Source organism: Collinsella bouchesdurhonensis, assembly GCF_900155365.1.
Lineage (GTDB): Bacteria > Actinomycetota > Coriobacteriia > Coriobacteriales > Coriobacteriaceae > Collinsella > Collinsella bouchesdurhonensis.
In genome coordinates this window covers 83,914-99,929 of record NZ_LT699743.1, presented here as the reverse complement: position 1 = coordinate 99,929, position 16,016 = coordinate 83,914, and the positions used below count along the sequence as shown (strand labels likewise).

At 59.2% G+C, this 16,016-nt stretch carries 13 protein-coding genes; 11 read left to right on the top strand and 2 right to left on the bottom strand.

Annotated elements, in window-relative coordinates:
- Positions 1-4 precede the first annotated feature (4 nt).
- The 3 genes from truA (at position 5) to BQ9843_RS06665 (ending at position 2,644) form a co-directional block, all read left to right on the top strand.
- The gene (truA, locus tag BQ9843_RS06675; RefSeq protein WP_075844408.1) at positions 5-832 is read left to right on the top strand and encodes a tRNA pseudouridine(38-40) synthase TruA; all 828 of its coding nucleotides are present in this window, start codon (positions 5-7) and stop codon (positions 830-832) included.
- Between the two features lie 164 nt (positions 833-996).
- A complete protein-coding gene (locus BQ9843_RS06670) occupies positions 997-2,055 on the top strand; it encodes a glycosyltransferase family 2 protein (protein ID WP_195906635.1) in 1,059 nt (352 codons plus the stop codon).
- A gap of 151 nt (positions 2,056-2,206) precedes the next feature.
- Positions 2,207-2,644, top strand: coding sequence for an arginine repressor (locus tag BQ9843_RS06665; protein ID WP_075844406.1), 438 nt, complete (start codon positions 2,207-2,209; stop codon positions 2,642-2,644).
- A 180-nt stretch (positions 2,645-2,824) separates the two neighbouring features.
- Here BQ9843_RS06665 and BQ9843_RS06660 read toward each other — a convergent pair whose 3' ends face one another.
- Entirely contained in the window at positions 2,825-5,011 is a 2,187-nt protein-coding gene (locus tag BQ9843_RS06660; protein ID WP_022386623.1) for a transglycosylase domain-containing protein, read from the bottom strand.
- Positions 5,012-5,199: 188 nt separating this feature from the next.
- Here BQ9843_RS06660 and BQ9843_RS06655 point away from each other — a divergent pair, with 188 nt between their 5' ends.
- Both BQ9843_RS06655 and tyrS read left to right on the top strand, forming a co-directional pair.
- On the top strand, positions 5,200-7,302 hold the full coding sequence (locus tag BQ9843_RS06655; protein ID WP_143327643.1) for a U32 family peptidase: 2,103 nt from the start codon (positions 5,200-5,202) through the stop codon (positions 7,300-7,302).
- Positions 7,303-7,429: 127 nt separating this feature from the next.
- Positions 7,430-8,641, top strand: coding sequence for a tyrosine--tRNA ligase (tyrS, locus tag BQ9843_RS06650; RefSeq protein ID WP_075844404.1), 1,212 nt, complete (start codon positions 7,430-7,432; stop codon positions 8,639-8,641).
- A gap of 106 nt (positions 8,642-8,747) precedes the next feature.
- Here the strand turns inward: tyrS and BQ9843_RS06645 are convergent, their stop codons facing one another.
- On the bottom strand, positions 8,748-9,500 hold the full coding sequence (locus BQ9843_RS06645) for a DeoR/GlpR family DNA-binding transcription regulator (RefSeq protein ID WP_075844403.1): 753 nt from the start codon (positions 9,498-9,500) through the stop codon (positions 8,748-8,750).
- Between the two features lie 271 nt (positions 9,501-9,771).
- On the opposite strand from BQ9843_RS06645, the gene BQ9843_RS06640 reads away from it, so the two are divergent.
- From BQ9843_RS06640 to BQ9843_RS06615, 6 genes are all read left to right on the top strand, one after another.
- Complete coding sequence (locus BQ9843_RS06640) at positions 9,772-10,650, top strand: class II fructose-bisphosphate aldolase (RefSeq protein WP_040221043.1); 879 nt, start codon at positions 9,772-9,774, stop codon at positions 10,648-10,650.
- A gap of 81 nt (positions 10,651-10,731) precedes the next feature.
- A complete protein-coding gene (locus BQ9843_RS06635; protein ID WP_075844402.1) occupies positions 10,732-11,790 on the top strand; it encodes a zinc-dependent alcohol dehydrogenase in 1,059 nt (352 codons plus the stop codon).
- 12 nt (positions 11,791-11,802) lie between these two features.
- Positions 11,803-12,957 (top strand): iron-containing alcohol dehydrogenase, encoded by a 1,155-nt coding sequence (locus BQ9843_RS06630; protein WP_195906634.1) that lies wholly within the window; start codon positions 11,803-11,805, stop codon positions 12,955-12,957.
- 162 nt (positions 12,958-13,119) lie between these two features.
- Positions 13,120-13,914: a Cof-type HAD-IIB family hydrolase gene (locus BQ9843_RS06625; RefSeq protein WP_075844401.1), complete on the top strand. Its 795-nt coding sequence runs from the start codon at positions 13,120-13,122 to the stop codon at positions 13,912-13,914.
- A 299-nt stretch (positions 13,915-14,213) separates the two neighbouring features.
- Positions 14,214-15,065, top strand: a complete 852-nt coding sequence (locus tag BQ9843_RS06620) for a tetratricopeptide repeat protein (RefSeq protein ID WP_075844400.1) — start codon at positions 14,214-14,216, stop codon at positions 15,063-15,065.
- A complete protein-coding gene (locus BQ9843_RS06615) occupies positions 15,052-16,002 on the top strand; it encodes a DUF4037 domain-containing protein (RefSeq protein WP_075844399.1) in 951 nt (316 codons plus the stop codon). The genes BQ9843_RS06620 and BQ9843_RS06615 overlap by 14 nt, the downstream gene beginning before the upstream one ends.
- Positions 16,003-16,016: the final 14 nt, after the last annotated feature.

The following is a 16,016-nucleotide window of genomic DNA, read 5'->3' as shown; positions in this document are numbered from 1 at the left end:
CGTGATGGGTCGGGAAACGCGGGAATTCGATGCCCCCGAGGTGCTTGATGGGACCATCGTCTTGCAGCTGGGCTACGACGGTACGGGCTACAGCGGATTTGCCGAGCAGCCGGGCCAGACGACCGTTGCGGGCGAGATCCGTCGCGCGGTGGAGACCTTTTTGCGTCGCCCAATCGAGTTGACCTGTGCCGGCAGGACCGACGCCGGCGTTCATGCCATTAGCCAGTACGTGAGTTTTCCCGCCACGGCGGCGGAACTCGAGATCACGCGCTCGCGTTGGATGCGTGCGCTGGTGGCGCTGTTGCCGCGCGATATAGCCGTGCGCGAGGTGTGGCATGCGGCGCCGGGTTTCTCGGCACGTTTTGATGCGCGCTCGCGTACGTATACGTATCGCATTGCTACAGGTGATGCACCGCCGTTGCTCACGCGCAGTGTGACCTGGTGGCACAGGCAGACGCTTGATGTGGAGGCGATGCATGCTGCCGCTCAGCGTATGTTGGGGGAGCGTGATTTCAAGAGCTTTTGCAAAGCGTCTTCTGCCGAGGGCAAGCCTACGCATCGCTGCGTGATATCGGCGGGGTTTGGTCACGAAAACAGCTTGGGAGAAGACTGCATCACCTTTACCATTTGCGGAAACGCCTTTTTGCACTCGATGGTCCGAACGATTGTGGGGACTCTTGTCGAGGTGGGTATGCATCGGCGCGAGCCCGAATGGATCGATGAGGTTCTTGCCGCCCGTTCTCGACAGGCAGCTGGCCCCACAGCCCCTGCGCAGGGTCTGTGCTTCATGGCGGTGGAATATGACGAGGGCGCATTGACGCAAGCTGAGTAGGCACGTTGAGTAGTCAGCGGCTCTAAACCGTTCCAGCGTGCTGTCCTACCGTTTAATGGTGTTGTTATTTTGCACATGTGCGGCGCGACGGGGGACAAGGACGGCAACGTGGGTAGAGATGCTACCATCAGATGCAATTGAGGTCTGTATCGGAGGGTCTGCTCTTGGCTCATCGCGAATCAAAACGTCCGCTTGTCTCCGTCGTGATGGTGCTGCATAACGACGCCGATACTGCTGTGCGCGCGATCGAGAGCGTGCTCAACCAGTCGTTTGAGGACCTCGAGCTGGTTATAGCGGATTGCGCCTCGAGCGATCGGACACCTTCGATTTGCGAACGTTTTCATGACCGCGATATCCGTGTTGAGTACATCCACCTGGATACCGACAACCTGGCGGTTGGCAACCATGCCGCCTTGTGTGCGGCGCGCGGCTCGTACGTTATGATGCTGCGCCCCGGCGACTGGCTGGGCAGCGGGCTCTTGTACGATGTGATGCCTTTTATGCGCGCCAACGATTTGCAGCTGGCCATTCCCACGCAGTCGTTCGATGTCTATTCCGGGCGCAATCACGAGCGCTCTTCGAGCGTTACGACGTTTAACACAATGACGTGGAAGACCGCTGCCGATTTTCATCATGCGGTGGGCGAGCTGCTGATGCTGGGTGTCCTGGACGATCCCTTTGGGATGGTCATCGATGCCGATGTTATGCGCTCGTTTGTTCTTTCTCATATGTCTGAAAAACCCCTCGATGTCGTTATCGCCTGCCTTGAGCGCGTGGAACGTGCGGGCGTGTTTGCCGGCCCCAGTTACCATGTGACGAGACAGGTGCCGGCGGCCCTGTCGTTCGATCCAGACCGTTATCCTTCGTGCGAACGTGAGCATACGGAGCTTTTGGATCTGTTTCGTAGCTGGGGTTTCGATCTGGATGCCGAGGAAATGGAACCCGTTTATCGGCGTTACTTGTTCGATGTTATCAGCTGTATTGACAATGCCTGCATTGGCCACAGTTCCGTATCGTCTGTGGAGCGAACCCAGCGCGTGCAGGACATGCTTGATGACGAGGGTACGCAGCGTGCGGTACAGAGGATGAGCCATGCCGCTCGCGAATTTGGCTGTATGTACAAGCCGATGGCAAAAAAGAACGCTGCTGCCTGCTGCATGGGCTCGAGGCTGCGCGAGGTGGCGCGCATTTCGCATATACCCTTGGGACCCATCGTGCGTTAACGTACGCTCATACGTAAATCTGGCGTTACTGGCTGGATATATTCGTTTTCTTGCACATTTTGGTAAAACTATGCAGCTATAATCATTCCGTTAAAGATGTACCCCTGTGGTGCATTTCTCTTTTCAAAAAACGGAGAGGACGCGTACGGGCATGGCAAAAAAACGCAATGGACGCCAGGACGCGATTCGTGACATCGTGCGCAATCGCGATGTCCGCACGCAGCGCATGCTTGTGGATGAACTCAAAGCCGAGGGTTTCGATTGCACACAGGCGACGGTTTCGCGCGATATTGCCGAGATGGGGCTGCGAAAGCTTCCGGAGGGCGTATATGTGCTGGCAGAGGATCTTCATCTGCAGCGTATGGTTTCCGAGCTTGTGGTAGATGTGCATCGCGCGGATAATATGTTGATCGTCAAGACGCAGCCGGGCACGGCAAATGGCATTGCCGCAGCAATCGATGCCGCCGAGCTGCCCGATGTTTTGGGCTCGCTTGCCGGAAACGACACCATTTTCGTGGTCTCACAAACAGGGGAGGACTCCCAGCGCCTGGAGGCGCTGCTTCAGAAGTTGAGGTGTGCCAAAAGCTAAGGGATTCCCACCCGGTATCGGGATGTGACAGAGTATGTATGGGGGGGCGCAGGCGTTGATGCCGGCGCCCCCCATACGTTTGAATAGGTGCGAAGTGCTGCTGCAACGCGCCCACGAGATCAATGCATCGAGCGATAAAAAATCCCCCAGCGATAAAGCTGGGGGATAAAGAAGCTGGCCTTATGAAGTGGTTCCGCCTGTACCGGGGTCTGGCGTAGGCGCCGGATCCGGAGTGGGCGTTGGCGTGGGCGTGGGCTCCGGAGTAGGCGTTGGCGTTGGCGTGGGCTCCGGAGTAGGCGTTGGCGTGGGCTCGGGTGTCTCGCCGCCGCCGGTGCCGTCGCCGCTAGGAGTATCGCCTTCCGTCTCCTCGGGGCTCTGCTCTTCCTCTTCTTCCTCGTCCTCCTCATCGTCTTTCTTGGCGCTGCCGCCAACGAAGGTCCAGGAGGAGTTGTCCTTATAGGAAGGCGTTTCGCCCGTGGGGAATTCCTCGCGAGCAACGCCGGCAAGAACCGTATTCATGAACTTGCGGAAGATAGGCAAGGTGATCTGCGTGTTGTGCCAACGCGTGATGGCGGCGTTGGAGTTGGAGCGGCCTGCCCAGATGGCGACGGAGTACTGCGGGGTGTAGCCGCAGAACCAGATGTCGCTGGTGGTGCCAGCGTCACCGGCGGTACCGGTCTTGCCGGCAACAGGCTGATTGACGGAGAGGGCGCCGGAACTGCCCGTGCCGCCGCCTTGCATGACGGTCTTGAGCACGTTGGTCACGGCCTGGGCTTCGCCGGTGGTGAGCACCTGGTCGTACTTGTCCTCGTGCTTGTAGAGCGTGGCGCCCGAGCGCGAGGTGATCTCGGTTACGGCAACGGCATTGCGATGCTGCCCGCCCGAGGCGAAGGTCGCATAGGCCTCTGCCATCTCAAGCGGGGTGATGCCTTGTGCCATGGCACCCAGGGTAAGCGAGAGAACGGAAGGATCCATGCCCGCGGCCTCGGTATCGATGCCAAGGTCCTTGCACATGGAGATGATCTTGTCATTGCCGATAGCGAGGGCCACCTGGGCGTAGCCCGTGTTCGAGGAGACCGCCGTTGCCTGTGCAAGGGTTTTGGTGCCGTAGTTGGTGCCGCCGTAGTTTTGCACGGTGTAGCCATCGGCGATTTTCATAGGCGAGGTGCAGTTGAGCGTGATATTGGGGTTCATACCGTCGTGGATGGCGGCGGCCAGCGTGAGGCCCTTAAAGGTCGAGCCCACTGCGCGGCGCGAGGTGGCATGGTTGATGTGGCTGTCGTTGGCGTAGTAGTCGCGGCCGCCTACCATGGCGCGGATATAACCGGTCTGAGGCTCAATGACGACCATGCCCACGTCGAGCTCGTCGGCGCCGGCGTCAACGAGCTGCTGGACGGCCGCATCCTCTGCTGCCTTCTGGATCGTGGGGTCGATGGTGGTCTTGATGGTCAGGCCGCCCTTGAAAAGCACGTCGGTGGAGAACTGCTCCTGAAGCAGACTGCGCACGTAGTCGACAAAGTAGGGGTAGGCGATGGTGCCCGACTCGCTGATGCCCGAAACGTTGAGTTTGAGCTGCTCGGCCTTGGCAGCATCGGCCTCTTCCTGTGTGATGGTTCCCAGGCGCAGCATGTTGTCGAGAACCTTGTCGCGACGGGCGAGGGCACCTTCGGGGTTCACCGTGGGGTCGAGGTAGGAGGGCGAGTTGGGCAGGCCCACGAGCAGCGCCGCTTCGGCGAGCGAGAGCTCGCTGGCATGCTTGGAGAAGTACATTTCGCTTGCGGCTTCGATACCGTAGGCGCCGTGCCCGTAGTAGATCGTGTTGAGGTACATGGTGAGGATCTCGTCTTTAGAGAAGATCTTCTCCATCTGCAGGGCGATCCAAGCCTCGCGGACCTTACGCTCGATGGTGTTGTCGAACTGCTCCTCAGACAGAATGGTGTTACGCACCAGCTGCTGGGTGATGGTCGACGCGCCCTCGGAGCGACCGGAGAGCTGGCTTAGCACGGCGCGGCCGATGCCGATAAAGTCGACGCCGTTATGCTCGTAGAAGCGCTCGTCCTCAACATCGACAGTGCCCTTAAGCACGTATTTGCTAATCTGGTCTTCGGTGACGCTGTCACGGTTTTGCACATAGAGCATCGCGATCTGGTTGTTGTTGGCATCCAAGATCGTGGTGGGCTCGGAGGCAAGGTAGGCGTTGGCGTCGGTATAGTCCGGAAGATCGGACAGCCAACGCGAGACATTGCCCACCATGCCCACGGCAAAGGCGATGCCGCAGATCAACATGAACCCGAAGAACGAGCCCAAGATGATGGGGATGGTATGTGTCTTGGCGCGGGTGCGTGCGTGTCGCTCGCGAGGACCCATGGAGTACCTCCTGTGGATGTGACGGGGCGCGATTGCGCTCCGAGAGCATACGGTCATGCATACTCAGACACATTAGCGCAAAGCGCGTCCATCGTCCTCGTGTATCCTTATTAGTGCTAAATTCCAGACCGATTGCATACCCGGACACACTGGTACCGGTATGCCTCGCAAGCGATAGCCAGGTGAACATGAATCGACCCTTACCAGAGCTTTTGGCCCCTGCGGGCTCTATCGATGCGCTCCTTGCGGCTGTTGCCGCGGGTGCCGATGCCGTCTACTGTGGGCTTGGCGCCTTCAACGCCCGCGCGAGTGCGAAAGATATCGAGCCTATCGAGTTTGCGCGCGCGGTGCGCTTGGCGCATGCGCATGGTGTGCGTGTGTACGTGACATGCAATGTCTACCTGCGCGAACATGAGCTCGTGCCCGCGCTGGACCTTGTGCGTGAGGCCGATGCCGCGGGCGCAGATGCCTTCATTGTTGCCGATGTCGCACAGGTACGGGCAATCCGGCGCGCCATTCCTCATGCCGAGATTCATCTCTCTACCCAAACGGGGGTCATGTCGCCTGCGGGTGTCGAATATGTGCGTGAGCACTTGGGGATCGAGCGCATCACGGTTTCGCGCGAGCTCTCCTTGCCTGAGATTGCGAGCGTATGCTCCGTTGGCATGCCCATCGAGGTTTTTTGCCACGGAGCCATCTGCATCTGCTATTCGGGGGCGTGCGCGGCGTCCGCCTTGCGAAGGGGGCGCTCGGCAAACCGCGGAGACTGTACGCAGCCGTGTCGCTTTACCTACGATTTGCAGGATGGAGAGGGGAGCTCCGTTAACGTGCAGGAGGGGGAGCGCCTGCTGTGTCCGCGCGACTACTGCTCGATTGATCATGTGCGCGAGCTTGTGGAGGCAGGTGTTTCGGCCCTCAAGATTGAGGGGCGCATGAAGAACCCCGATTACGTCTTCAACGTGGTGGGGGCCTATCGCCGTGCGCTCGACGCCGTGGGTGCGGGCTCGTGGGACAGCGATGTTGCCGCTGCATGCAAACGCAAGCTGGGCATGTCGTTCAATCGCGGCTTTACCGATGCGTATCTGCGGGGGGCCTCGGGTGCAGAGCTCATGAGTTTCGAGCGCGCGTGTAACCAGGGATTGCGCGTGGGAGAGCTCGTCGAGCGCCGGTATGAGGAGGTTTCCGTTCGCCTGTGCGCCGCCGTGCGCGCGGGTGACATGCTTGAGATTCGCTCGACGCCCGGCCCCGACGCTCCGGCAGATGTTCCCAAACGCTGGCCGCAGGTTCCCTGCCCTGTCGATGCGAAAGCTGGCGAGGTAATCGACGTCCATTGCAAGCGCAAGGTCGAAGTGGGGAGCATCGTCAATCGAATTAGCTCGGTTGAGGTGCTGGAACGTACCGATGCCGCGCTTGCGCGCATGCACGCCGAGTTGGAGTCCTATTCTTCCGATTATCTACCGGCGCATGTCGGTCGGTGCGCTTCTGAGCCTTTGGGCCTGTCGGTTGAGCCTGCTGTTTCTACCGCTAGGGGTGCCTGTCTTTCCGTGGCGGTCGACACCCCCGTGCGAGCGGCGGCCTTGCTTCACGACGTTCGAGTTGACGAGGTGGTCGTGCGTCAGATGGCGCTTGACGAAGACGCGGATGCATGGGAAGACCTCTTGCCGCGCCTTACCGTCATGCTCGACGAGCCTGCGCGCATGATCGATGAGGCGCGCACGCGCTACCTTTGCCGTCGTGCCCGCAAGGTCATCTGCCGCAATTACGCGCATATGCAGATGGCAAAGGAGGCGGACGTTCCTTTTGATGTGGCCGCTCCGCTTTCGGCGACCAACGGGCAAAGCGCCGCGTGGTTTGGGCAGCGCGGTGCGAGCTGCGTTTGGCTGCCCGATGAGCTCTCTTTGGACGAGGCGCGTGAGGCGGTGTGCAGTGCTGCTCACGAGGGAGTGCGCGTTGGCATGCTTGCCTGCGGATATCCGCAGCTGATGGTGACTGAGCATTGCCTTCTTACTGCCGAAGGCCCGTGCTCGCATTCCTGCGGTACATGCGAGCGTCGCCGGCAGGAACGCTATCTGGTGGAGGCTTCGGGCGCACGCCTGCCGGTTCGCGTGGATGCCCATGGCCGCACGCGCACCTTTGATGCTTGTATGCTCAATCGCACCGAGGATGTCGATGCGCTGCTGCGCTTTGGCGCGAGCGGCTTTGCCATCGACGCCATGTTGCTTGACGAGGGCGAGCTCGAATGCGCCATCGACACTCTTGCTGCGGCATGTGCCGCTGCCAGCGAGGCGTGAAGCTTGCTCATGTCGGGCAAATGACCTCGCACGAAACTTCAGTCTTCGCTACAATCAACGAGTTACCAACCATAATCAGCACCGCTCTATCGGGGCGAGGGCGCTATAACCGTTTAAAGGAGAAGCGATGCTTCCAGTCGACGAACAGATGAAGATCATTACCTCGGGCGCCGCCCAGATCGTCCCCGAGGTAGACCTGCGCAAGAAGCTCGAGAAGGGCACGCCGCTCAACATCAAGCTCGGCGTCGATCCTACCTCCCCCGACCTGCACCTGGGTCATGCCGTTCCGCTGCGCAAGATGCGCCAGTTCCAGGATTTGGGCCACAACGTTACCCTCATCATCGGCAACGGTACCGCGCTGATCGGCGATCCTTCGGGCAAGAATTCAACGCGTCCGCAGCTGTCGCAAGAGCAGATCGAGGCCAATGCCGAGACCTACGTCTCTCAGGCAATGAAGATCCTCGATCCCGAGAAGACCACCATCGTGCACAACGGCGACTGGATTTTGTCGATGGACCTGGCCGGCCTGCTGCAGGTGTGCTCCAAGTTCACCGTTGCCCGTATCCTCGAGCGCGATGACTTCACCAAGCGTTATCAGTCCCAGACCCCCATTGCCTTGCACGAGTTCCTCTATCCCGTGATGCAGGCTTACGATTCGGTCATGATCAAAGCTGACGTCGAGATGGGCGGCACCGACCAGCTGTTCAACCTGCTTGCCGGCCGCGAGCTCATGGAGAAGATGGACATGGAGCCGCAGATCGCGCTCACCATGCCGCTGCTCGAGGGCACTGACGGCGTGCGCAAGATGTCCAAGTCCTATGGCAACTATATTGGCCTGACCGACGAGCCCAAGGATATGTTTGGCAAGACCATGTCCATTCCCGACGAGATGATTGGCAAGTACTACCGTCTGGCCAGTTCCCTATCTCCCGCTGAGGTCGATAAGATCGACGCTGCCCTTGCCGATGGCTCTGCCGACCCGTACGAGCTCAAGCGCGCCCTTGGCCGCGACCTGTGCGACACCTACCACGGCGCCGGCGCGGGCGACGAGGCACAGGCCGAGTTCGATCGCGTGTTCAAGGAGGGCCAGCTCGCCGACTTCCCCGAGAAGCACGTTGAGCTTACCGTCAACGACGAGGGCATGATCTACCTTGCGGGTCTGCTCAAGGACCTTGGTCTTTCTGCCAGCGCGGGAGCGGCTCGCCGCGACATCGACGGCGGCGGCGTGAAGATTAACGGTCAGGCCGTAGCACCCAAGAGCTACAACATCGATCCGTCCGAGCTCAAGGTGGGCGACACCCTTTCCGTGGGCAAGCGCAAGGGCTTCAAGCTGATCTAAGGACGGGCTTGTCTTTTCTTATTTGGGCTACGACAGCGAAGCGGCGTCACATCGGTGGCGCCGCTTCTTTTTTGCATTGCTGTTGGGTTTAGGTGTCGCCGCGGCGTTATAGGACGTCGACGCCCGCGGCGGTGCAACGCTCGAGAAAATCGGCGGGCATGTTGCCATCGGTGACGATGACGTCAAACTGGTCGATATCGCAGATGGCAAACGTCGAGATTTTGCCCAGTTTGGTTGAATCGAGCAGCAATACCTTCTGTTCTGCCTGCTCGAGGCATGCGCGCTTAAGCTCGGCTTCCTCGTCGGAGCCGCAGGAGAGCCCTGCCGTTTTACTGTATGAGGCGGCGCCGATGAAAACCTGGTCGAAGCGCAGCTTGCGAATCTCGCGGATGGCGCGGCTGCCATGCAAGCACATGTTGTAGCGGTTGAGGGTGCCGCCCGGTACGATCACGTCAACGGTGTCAAAATGGCCGAGCTCCATAACGTTATAGATACCGCAGGTGAAGACCATGAGGTGCTCGTCGGGTAGCGCGGCGGCGAATTTGGCGAGCGTGCTGCCCGAATCCAGATAGATGGTGGTGTTGGGTCGAACGAGCTTTGCCGCCTTTTCCGCTATGGCCGCCTTGGCATCGACGTTTTGATTGCGGCGCACGTCAAAAAGGCCGTCGGCGCCCACGGCGAACTCGAGCGAACGCACCCCGCCGTAGACGCGCACGAGCTTGTGCTCACGGTCGAGCGCCTTGATGTCGTTTCTAATGGTCATCTCGGAGACCTCGGGAAAAGCCTCTTTAAGCTGTGCGATGGACACGCTGCCCATCTTGTTGACGAGCTCCACGATGGCTCGGCGGCGTTCTTCCATGGGATCTCCTGGTTTAGAAACTATAACGATTGACGTCTCTCATTATAGTTTCTGCAAAACAAAAGGCTCTAATAATTGAATTCTAAAACAATAATTTGAGAAACTAGCCATTTGGCGTTGGATTTCGACCGTTTACAGAGCCTAGTTTTACAGTTTCTACAATCAAAACTATATATTTCTATAGTCACAGGTGAGCAAAGAGGTGCTCGCGCGGCTGCGCTGCAAGAGGGGAATGCGGCCGTTCGAAACGAGGCGAAGGAGACTGATCCGTATGCTCGAGCCCATGAAGGACTTGCTGGTGGAAGCAAAACGCGGCGGCTACGCCGTGCCTGCCCCCAACGTGTTTGACAAGGAGAGCGTCGAGGCGGCGTTTAACGCGGCCGAGGAGCTCGATTCCCCGGTGATTCTTGATGTGGGCTATGCCATGGGCATTGAAGAGACGGGAATGATCGCCAAATACTACGGTACCAAGCATCCGCGTATCCCCTGGGCGCTCAACCTCGATCACGGCGGCCCGTTTGAGCATGTCATCTTGGCTATTCGCTCCGGTTATAGCTCTGTGATGGTCGATCGATCAACGCTTTCGTTCGAGGACAACGTGGCACAGGTTGCCGATGTGGTTCGCATCGCCCATGCCGTGGGCGTCTCCGTTGAGGCGGAGCTGGGTCATGTTGGCCAGGGCGTCGAGTACGAGGCGACGCGCGATGCGGGCCTCACGCATCCCGAGGAGGCTGCCGAGTTCGTCGAGCGCACGGGTGTCGATTGTCTTGCCGTGGCGGTGGGCACCTCGCACGGTGTCTACAAGGGCACCCCGCATCTTGAGTTCGACCTGTTGTCAACCTTGGCTAGCGACCTTGAGATTCCGCTTGTGCTCCACGGTGGTTCTGGCACCGGCGACGAGAATCTCCAGCGTGCAGTTAAGACGGGCATCCAGAAGGTCAACCTCTATACCGATCTGGGCGAGGCCTGGCTGCAGGCCCTCAAGCGCGAGATCGCCATTCATGAGGGTACGGCCGAGGAAGTAACCGAGGACGAGTTCAAGAACGCCAAGAAAAAGATCACCCAGCTTATGGAGGACAGCTGCAAGAACGGCTACCAGAAGAAGCTCATGCACTACATGGAGCTCTTTGGTTCCGCCGGTCGCATTTAACTCCATTCCCGGAAACCTATCATCTGCCCCACACCTGCGTGCGGCACCGACGACACCATCTTCAAAAGAAAAGGGGAGACCATGAAACCCATCGTTACCGAAACCCGTACCGCCATCATCAACGCCGCTCACGACGCGCAGATTGTCGTTCGCCCCATCCACGACTTGGGCGAGCACGATGTGCTCATCAAAATTTTGTCCTGCAACCTGTGCACGTCCGAGTACGGCCTGTGGAGCGGTGCTCGCACCAATAAGCCGCTGCCCATGACGTTTGGCCATGAGTGGGCGGGCGAGATCATCCAGGTGGGCGAGAGGGTTTCCGGCCTTGCCGTGGGCGACTTCGTGGGTGGCTCCTACACCTTTGACCCGTACTCTACCGAGGCGCTCGAGGGCCGCACTTCCGAGGCTCCCGGTGTGAAACCTTACGATACTCAGTGGCCCGACGGCTACTATGGCCGCTATGACGGTTGTGCCGAGTACCTGGTGCAATCGCAGGAGTCTATCTATAAGTTTGAGAACAAGATTCGTCCCTCCGAGGCAGGCTTTTTGGAGCCGCTCGCCACGGTGATCAACGGCATCAAGAAGCTCGATATCAAAAAGGGCGAGACCGTGGTGGTCATTGGCGGCGGCACCATGGGCGTGCTCAATGCGCTCGTTGCCAAGCAGAAGGGCGCTCGCGTGATCGTCTCCGAGCTCATGGAGAAAAAGATCCGCGTGGCAGAACAGCTTGGCCTTGAGGTTATCGACGGTTCTATGGTCGATCCTGTAGAGGAGGTGCGTGCGCGCACCGATGGTCGCGGAGCTGACACCGTGATCTTGGCAGTTGCCGCGACGGCGGCCAACAAGCAGGGCTTCGCTATGCTCAAGAAACTACATGGCAAGGTTTTGATGTTTGCCGCCGGCTATCCTGCGCCGGAGTTGGGCGTGGACGCCAACAAAATCCATTACGGAAAGATGCAGATCTTCGGCACCTTCCTGGGCGAGTTTGCAGACTTCAAGGAGTCCTGTCATCTGCTGGGATCGGGCGAGATCGACGTGTCGCCGCTCGTCGATAAGGAGTATCCGTTCGACCAGATTCAACAGGCCTTTGAAAACGCGATCATCCCGGGCGGTTACCGCACGACCGTCGTCATGCAGTAAGGAGGCTACCACGTGGCACGTTTGTTTTTGATGCCCTCGCGCATTGTATCCGGGCAGGGAGCGCTCGACGATTCGCTCGACATCCTGCGCGGTTTGGGAACCAAGGCTTTTGTGGTGACCGACCCCATGATGGTCAAGCTTGGCAACTGCAAAACGGTAACCGACGCCCTTGAGCGTGCGGGGCTTGGCTTTGAGGTGTTCGACCAGATCACGGGCGAGCCGAGCGACGTCATGATCGAGGCGGGAATCACCGCATTCAAGGCATCGGGCTGCGATATGTACGTGGGCCTTGGCGGCGGCAGTCCCATCGATGCCATGAAGGCCATCGCCATGATGGCTGCTTGCGATGGGGATATCGACGAGCAGATGGGCGTTGCCCTGGACTTTGATCGCCCGCCGCTTGTGGCCATCCCCACTACGGCGGGTACGGGTTCGGAAGCCACGCAGTTCACGATCATCAACAACACGCGCCAGGGCATCAAGATGCTCCTTGCGGGTGCCAAGGTTTTGCCCGACGTTGCCATTGTGGACCCGCAGTTCACATGCACGGCGCCGGCGAGCGTCACGGCAAACACGGGCGTTGACGCTTTGTGCCACGCGCTCGAATCGGCTACGTCCAAGAAGATGCAGCCCATGAGCTATACCTTCTCGATAAGTGCCATCAAACGTATCTTGGCACATCTTTACACGTGCTATACCGAGCCCGAAAACGTTGAAGCGCGCACCCAGATGGCCATTGCCGCGACCGAGGCGGGTGTCGCCTTTAACAATGCGAGTGTGACTATCATCCATGGCATGAGCCGTCCCATCGGTGCGCTCTTCCATGTGCCGCATGGGCTCTCTAATGCCATGATCATGCTGGAGTGCCTGCGCTACGTGGTGGACGGAGCCTATCCGGAGTTTGCTTCCGTGGCGCGCGAGGTAGGCGCGTCTGTTGCGGCCGATGACAAGGTGGCGGCAAACGATCTGCTCGATGTTATTGCCAAGCTGCTGCGAAAGCTCAATATCCCTACGCTTGCCAGCTATGGCATCGATGTCGATGAATTCCGCGCACAGATTCCCAAGATGGCAAAGGACGCTATCGATTCGGGCAGTCCGGCAAATACGATCAAGCCTTTGACGGTTGCCGATCTCGAGGCGATCTACGAGCGTTTGATTTCTGCCTAACGCAGTTTCGACATCACGCTAACGGTGCCCCCTTTTTTCGCGTGCGCCCGCTTGTGACGATTGTTGCAAGCGGGTGCATTGTTGATATGGCGGTAATGAGAAATGGGTATGCTTGGCGTGAGAGAAAGCTATCGCACAGGTTGTTTAGGAGGCCCTGTTCGCATGATCAAACTTATCGCTTCTGACATGGACGGCACTTTGCTTGACGAGCACAGCAAGGTTCCGCCCGAGACGTTCGAGCTTATCGAAGCCCTGCGCGAAAAGGGCGTTCATTTTGCCGTTTCTTCTGGTCGTCGCTATGATCGCCTGTGCACGTTTTTCGAGCCGGTGCGCGACCACATGGATTTCGTGGCGTCAAACGGCGCGCAGGTCTACGCAGACGGCAAGTTGATCGATCGTGAGGTGTACTCGCATCTTGCTATTCGCGAGCTTGCCCGCGTGATCGAGATGTTCGACAACCTTCACCTGGCGTTGTTCGACCGTACGAAGTCCTTTTTGCTTGACGACGAGAGCAAGTTCGTGCGCGAGGTGGACAAAGACCTTCCCAACGCCGAGCGCATTTGGGATCTGCCCGATCCCGAGGTGAATATCCTTAAGGCGTCGATCTTTTGCGATGACGGCAACGTGATGGATAACGCGTACGTGCTTCAGCGCGAGCTGGGCGACAAATTTGTGTTCGCACCTTCCGGCAACGCATGGATCGACGCTCTCCAGCTTGGCGTGACCAAGGCTTCGGGCATCGCTCAGATCATGGGCCACTACGGCATCAAGACCGAGGAAGTCATGGCCTTTGGCGACTCCATGAACGATTACGAGATCGTGCGCATGGTGGGCTGTGGTTGCGCCATGGCAAATGGCCGTCCCGCCCTCAAGGCCGTGGCCGACCGCGTGGTGGGCTACAACTACGAGCATGCCGTTCAGGCCGAGATGCGCCGCATTTTGAGCGAGCAGAAGTAAGTTTCCGTGCTTGGGCGCGCGAGACCCCGATACGCATCCCTCCATGCTCAAACATACTCGAAAGGCCTTGGCTCAGCTTTGCTGAACCAAGGCCTTTCTGCGTAACTGCGCGTGGAGGGATGCGTAGCGGGGCCTCGCACGGCAGCCTTTGGCAACTTGTTTATTTCTCACTGCAGCTCCGTACGCCGACATCTCTCGACCGCTGCCGAGAACTATGGGCAGGGTGCACAAAGGGGAATCTCATCTTCCCCGTAGAATCTCATAGCAGCTATGGCAAATGCTCGAGGACGGATGCGGCTATGGGATATGCAGACGAGCCGGACTATACGGAGCTCAATCGGATCACGGAGCAGCTCCAGGCCCATATGATGCGCGGTGAATACGCCCTTGCGTATCCTGTGGCATGCGAGGAGCTTGCGTGTGCGCGCTCTGTCTGTGCGCCGGGGGATGTACATCTGGCCATTGCTTTAAACGATGCCGCTTCGGTCGAGCGCTATCTTGGCCGCTACGACGATGCCCGCGAGCACTTTATCGAGGCTGGGGAGATCTTGCGCGAAGCGTGGGGCGAAACAAATTCCGAGTATGGTACGACGGTCAACAACCTGGCTGGTCTTTACCGTCTCTGCAGGGATTTCGATAAGGCCGAGGAGACGTTCAAGCACGCCCTTAAGATCTATCAGGCAAGCTTGCCCGAGGACGACTGGCGTACCATCAGCTGCTACAACAACATCGGCCTGCTCTACCAAGACCAGGGCCGCTATGATGAGGCGCGCGCATGTCATGAGCGCGCTTTGGCGCTGCTCGAGGGTTCGGCTGCCGGCACCCAGCATCCCAATTCTATTGCAACAACGCTTATGAACCTTGGTGTCTGTCTGTGGCACGCGGGCGATATCGCGCGTGCAAAAGACCTTTTTGAGCGCGGACGCGCTATGACGCTCGAGCTTAACGGCCGCGTGAGCGCCAGTTACGCGAGCGCTCTTAACAACGTGGCAGGATTCCTTGCAGATCAAGGGGAGCCCGAGCATGCGCTTGAGCTTTTTGAAGAGTCGCGCGAAATTGCAGGTGAGCTGTTCGGTACCGAATCGCGCGCCTATACGATAGTCTGTCAAAACATCGAGCGCGTGCGGGGGGACCTGAATGCAAGGTCTTGAACTGACGCGTGAATATGCCACCAAGGTGGCCTTGCCCGAGCTGCGCCGCGGCCTGGGAGACGAGGCGTTTTCTCGCATTGCCGTAGGCAGCGTTGGCGACGGATCGGATCGTTTTGGCTTTGATGACGACGTTTCTCGCGATCACGACTGGGGCGTTTCCCTGTGCGTTTGGGTCCGCGACGGAGAGCAGGCGCTCGCTGCCTCCGCCGACCAAATCATGCGAGCGCTTCCTTCGAACTATTGCGGCTATCCCATCTTGGGATTTCATGCTCCGGTTCCTCAGGGGAGGGCCGGTGCATGGACCGTGGCAACTCACTACGCGTACTTTACGGGATGCCCCGAGGGCCCGTGCACGCTTGCCGAGTGGACACGTACGCCCGAGCACGCCCTCGCGGCAGCCACGAACGGCGACGTTTTTTACGATGGGCCGGGCGATTTTTCGCGTATACGCGAGCGCTTGCTTTTGGGATACCCCGATGCCGTGCGACTGCAGCGCATCGCGCAGCGATGCATGGACTTTGCTCAAGCGGGCCAGTACAACCTGGTGCGCGCTGCGGTTCGTGGCGACGAAGTTGGCTGCTGCTTGGCCTATGCGCGTGCCGTCGAGGCCGCATGCCTGCTTGTGCACGAACTGTCGCATCGCTTTTGCCCGTACTACAAATGGGCCCTTATCTCGTGTGAACGCTGCTGCGGAGAGCTGGGCCGTGCCGTTGCGGCGCATCTGCGCGCTGCCGGGTCGTTTACGGGTGCGCTTGGAACTTGCAACGCGCGCGCCCTCCAAAACGAGCTTGACGATGCAGCCGCGCTGATCGTGGCAGAGCTGGCGCGTCAGGAACTTACGGATGATACATCGGTCTTCTTGCTTGACCATGTGAACGCCATCAGGACATTGGGCACCGCGGCGGGAATGGCGCCGTGCGCGATGCCGTGCGACTAGAGACAGGAGTGACT

What these genes read in the sequence shown, in the direction of transcription:
- truA (WP_075844408.1), top strand. Translation starts at nt 5, where the DNA reads ATGGGTCGGGAAACGCGGGAATTCGATGCCCCCGAGGTGCTTGATGGG.
- BQ9843_RS06665 (WP_075844406.1), top strand. Translation starts at nt 2,207, where the DNA reads ATGGCAAAAAAACGCAATGGACGCCAGGACGCGATTCGTGACATCGTG.
- BQ9843_RS06660 (WP_022386623.1), bottom strand. Translation starts at nt 5,011, where the DNA reads ATGGGTCCTCGCGAGCGACACGCACGCACCCGCGCCAAGACACATACC.
- BQ9843_RS06655 (WP_143327643.1), top strand. Translation starts at nt 5,200, where the DNA reads ATGAATCGACCCTTACCAGAGCTTTTGGCCCCTGCGGGCTCTATCGAT.
- tyrS (WP_075844404.1), top strand. Translation starts at nt 7,430, where the DNA reads ATGCTTCCAGTCGACGAACAGATGAAGATCATTACCTCGGGCGCCGCC.
- BQ9843_RS06645 (WP_075844403.1), bottom strand. Translation starts at nt 9,500, where the DNA reads ATGGAAGAACGCCGCCGAGCCATCGTGGAGCTCGTCAACAAGATGGGC.
- BQ9843_RS06640 (WP_040221043.1), top strand. Translation starts at nt 9,772, where the DNA reads ATGCTCGAGCCCATGAAGGACTTGCTGGTGGAAGCAAAACGCGGCGGC.
- BQ9843_RS06635 (WP_075844402.1), top strand. Translation starts at nt 10,732, where the DNA reads ATGAAACCCATCGTTACCGAAACCCGTACCGCCATCATCAACGCCGCT.
- BQ9843_RS06625 (WP_075844401.1), top strand. Translation starts at nt 13,120, where the DNA reads ATGATCAAACTTATCGCTTCTGACATGGACGGCACTTTGCTTGACGAG.
- BQ9843_RS06620 (WP_075844400.1), top strand. Translation starts at nt 14,214, where the DNA reads ATGGGATATGCAGACGAGCCGGACTATACGGAGCTCAATCGGATCACG.
- BQ9843_RS06615 (WP_075844399.1), top strand. Translation starts at nt 15,052, where the DNA reads ATGCAAGGTCTTGAACTGACGCGTGAATATGCCACCAAGGTGGCCTTG.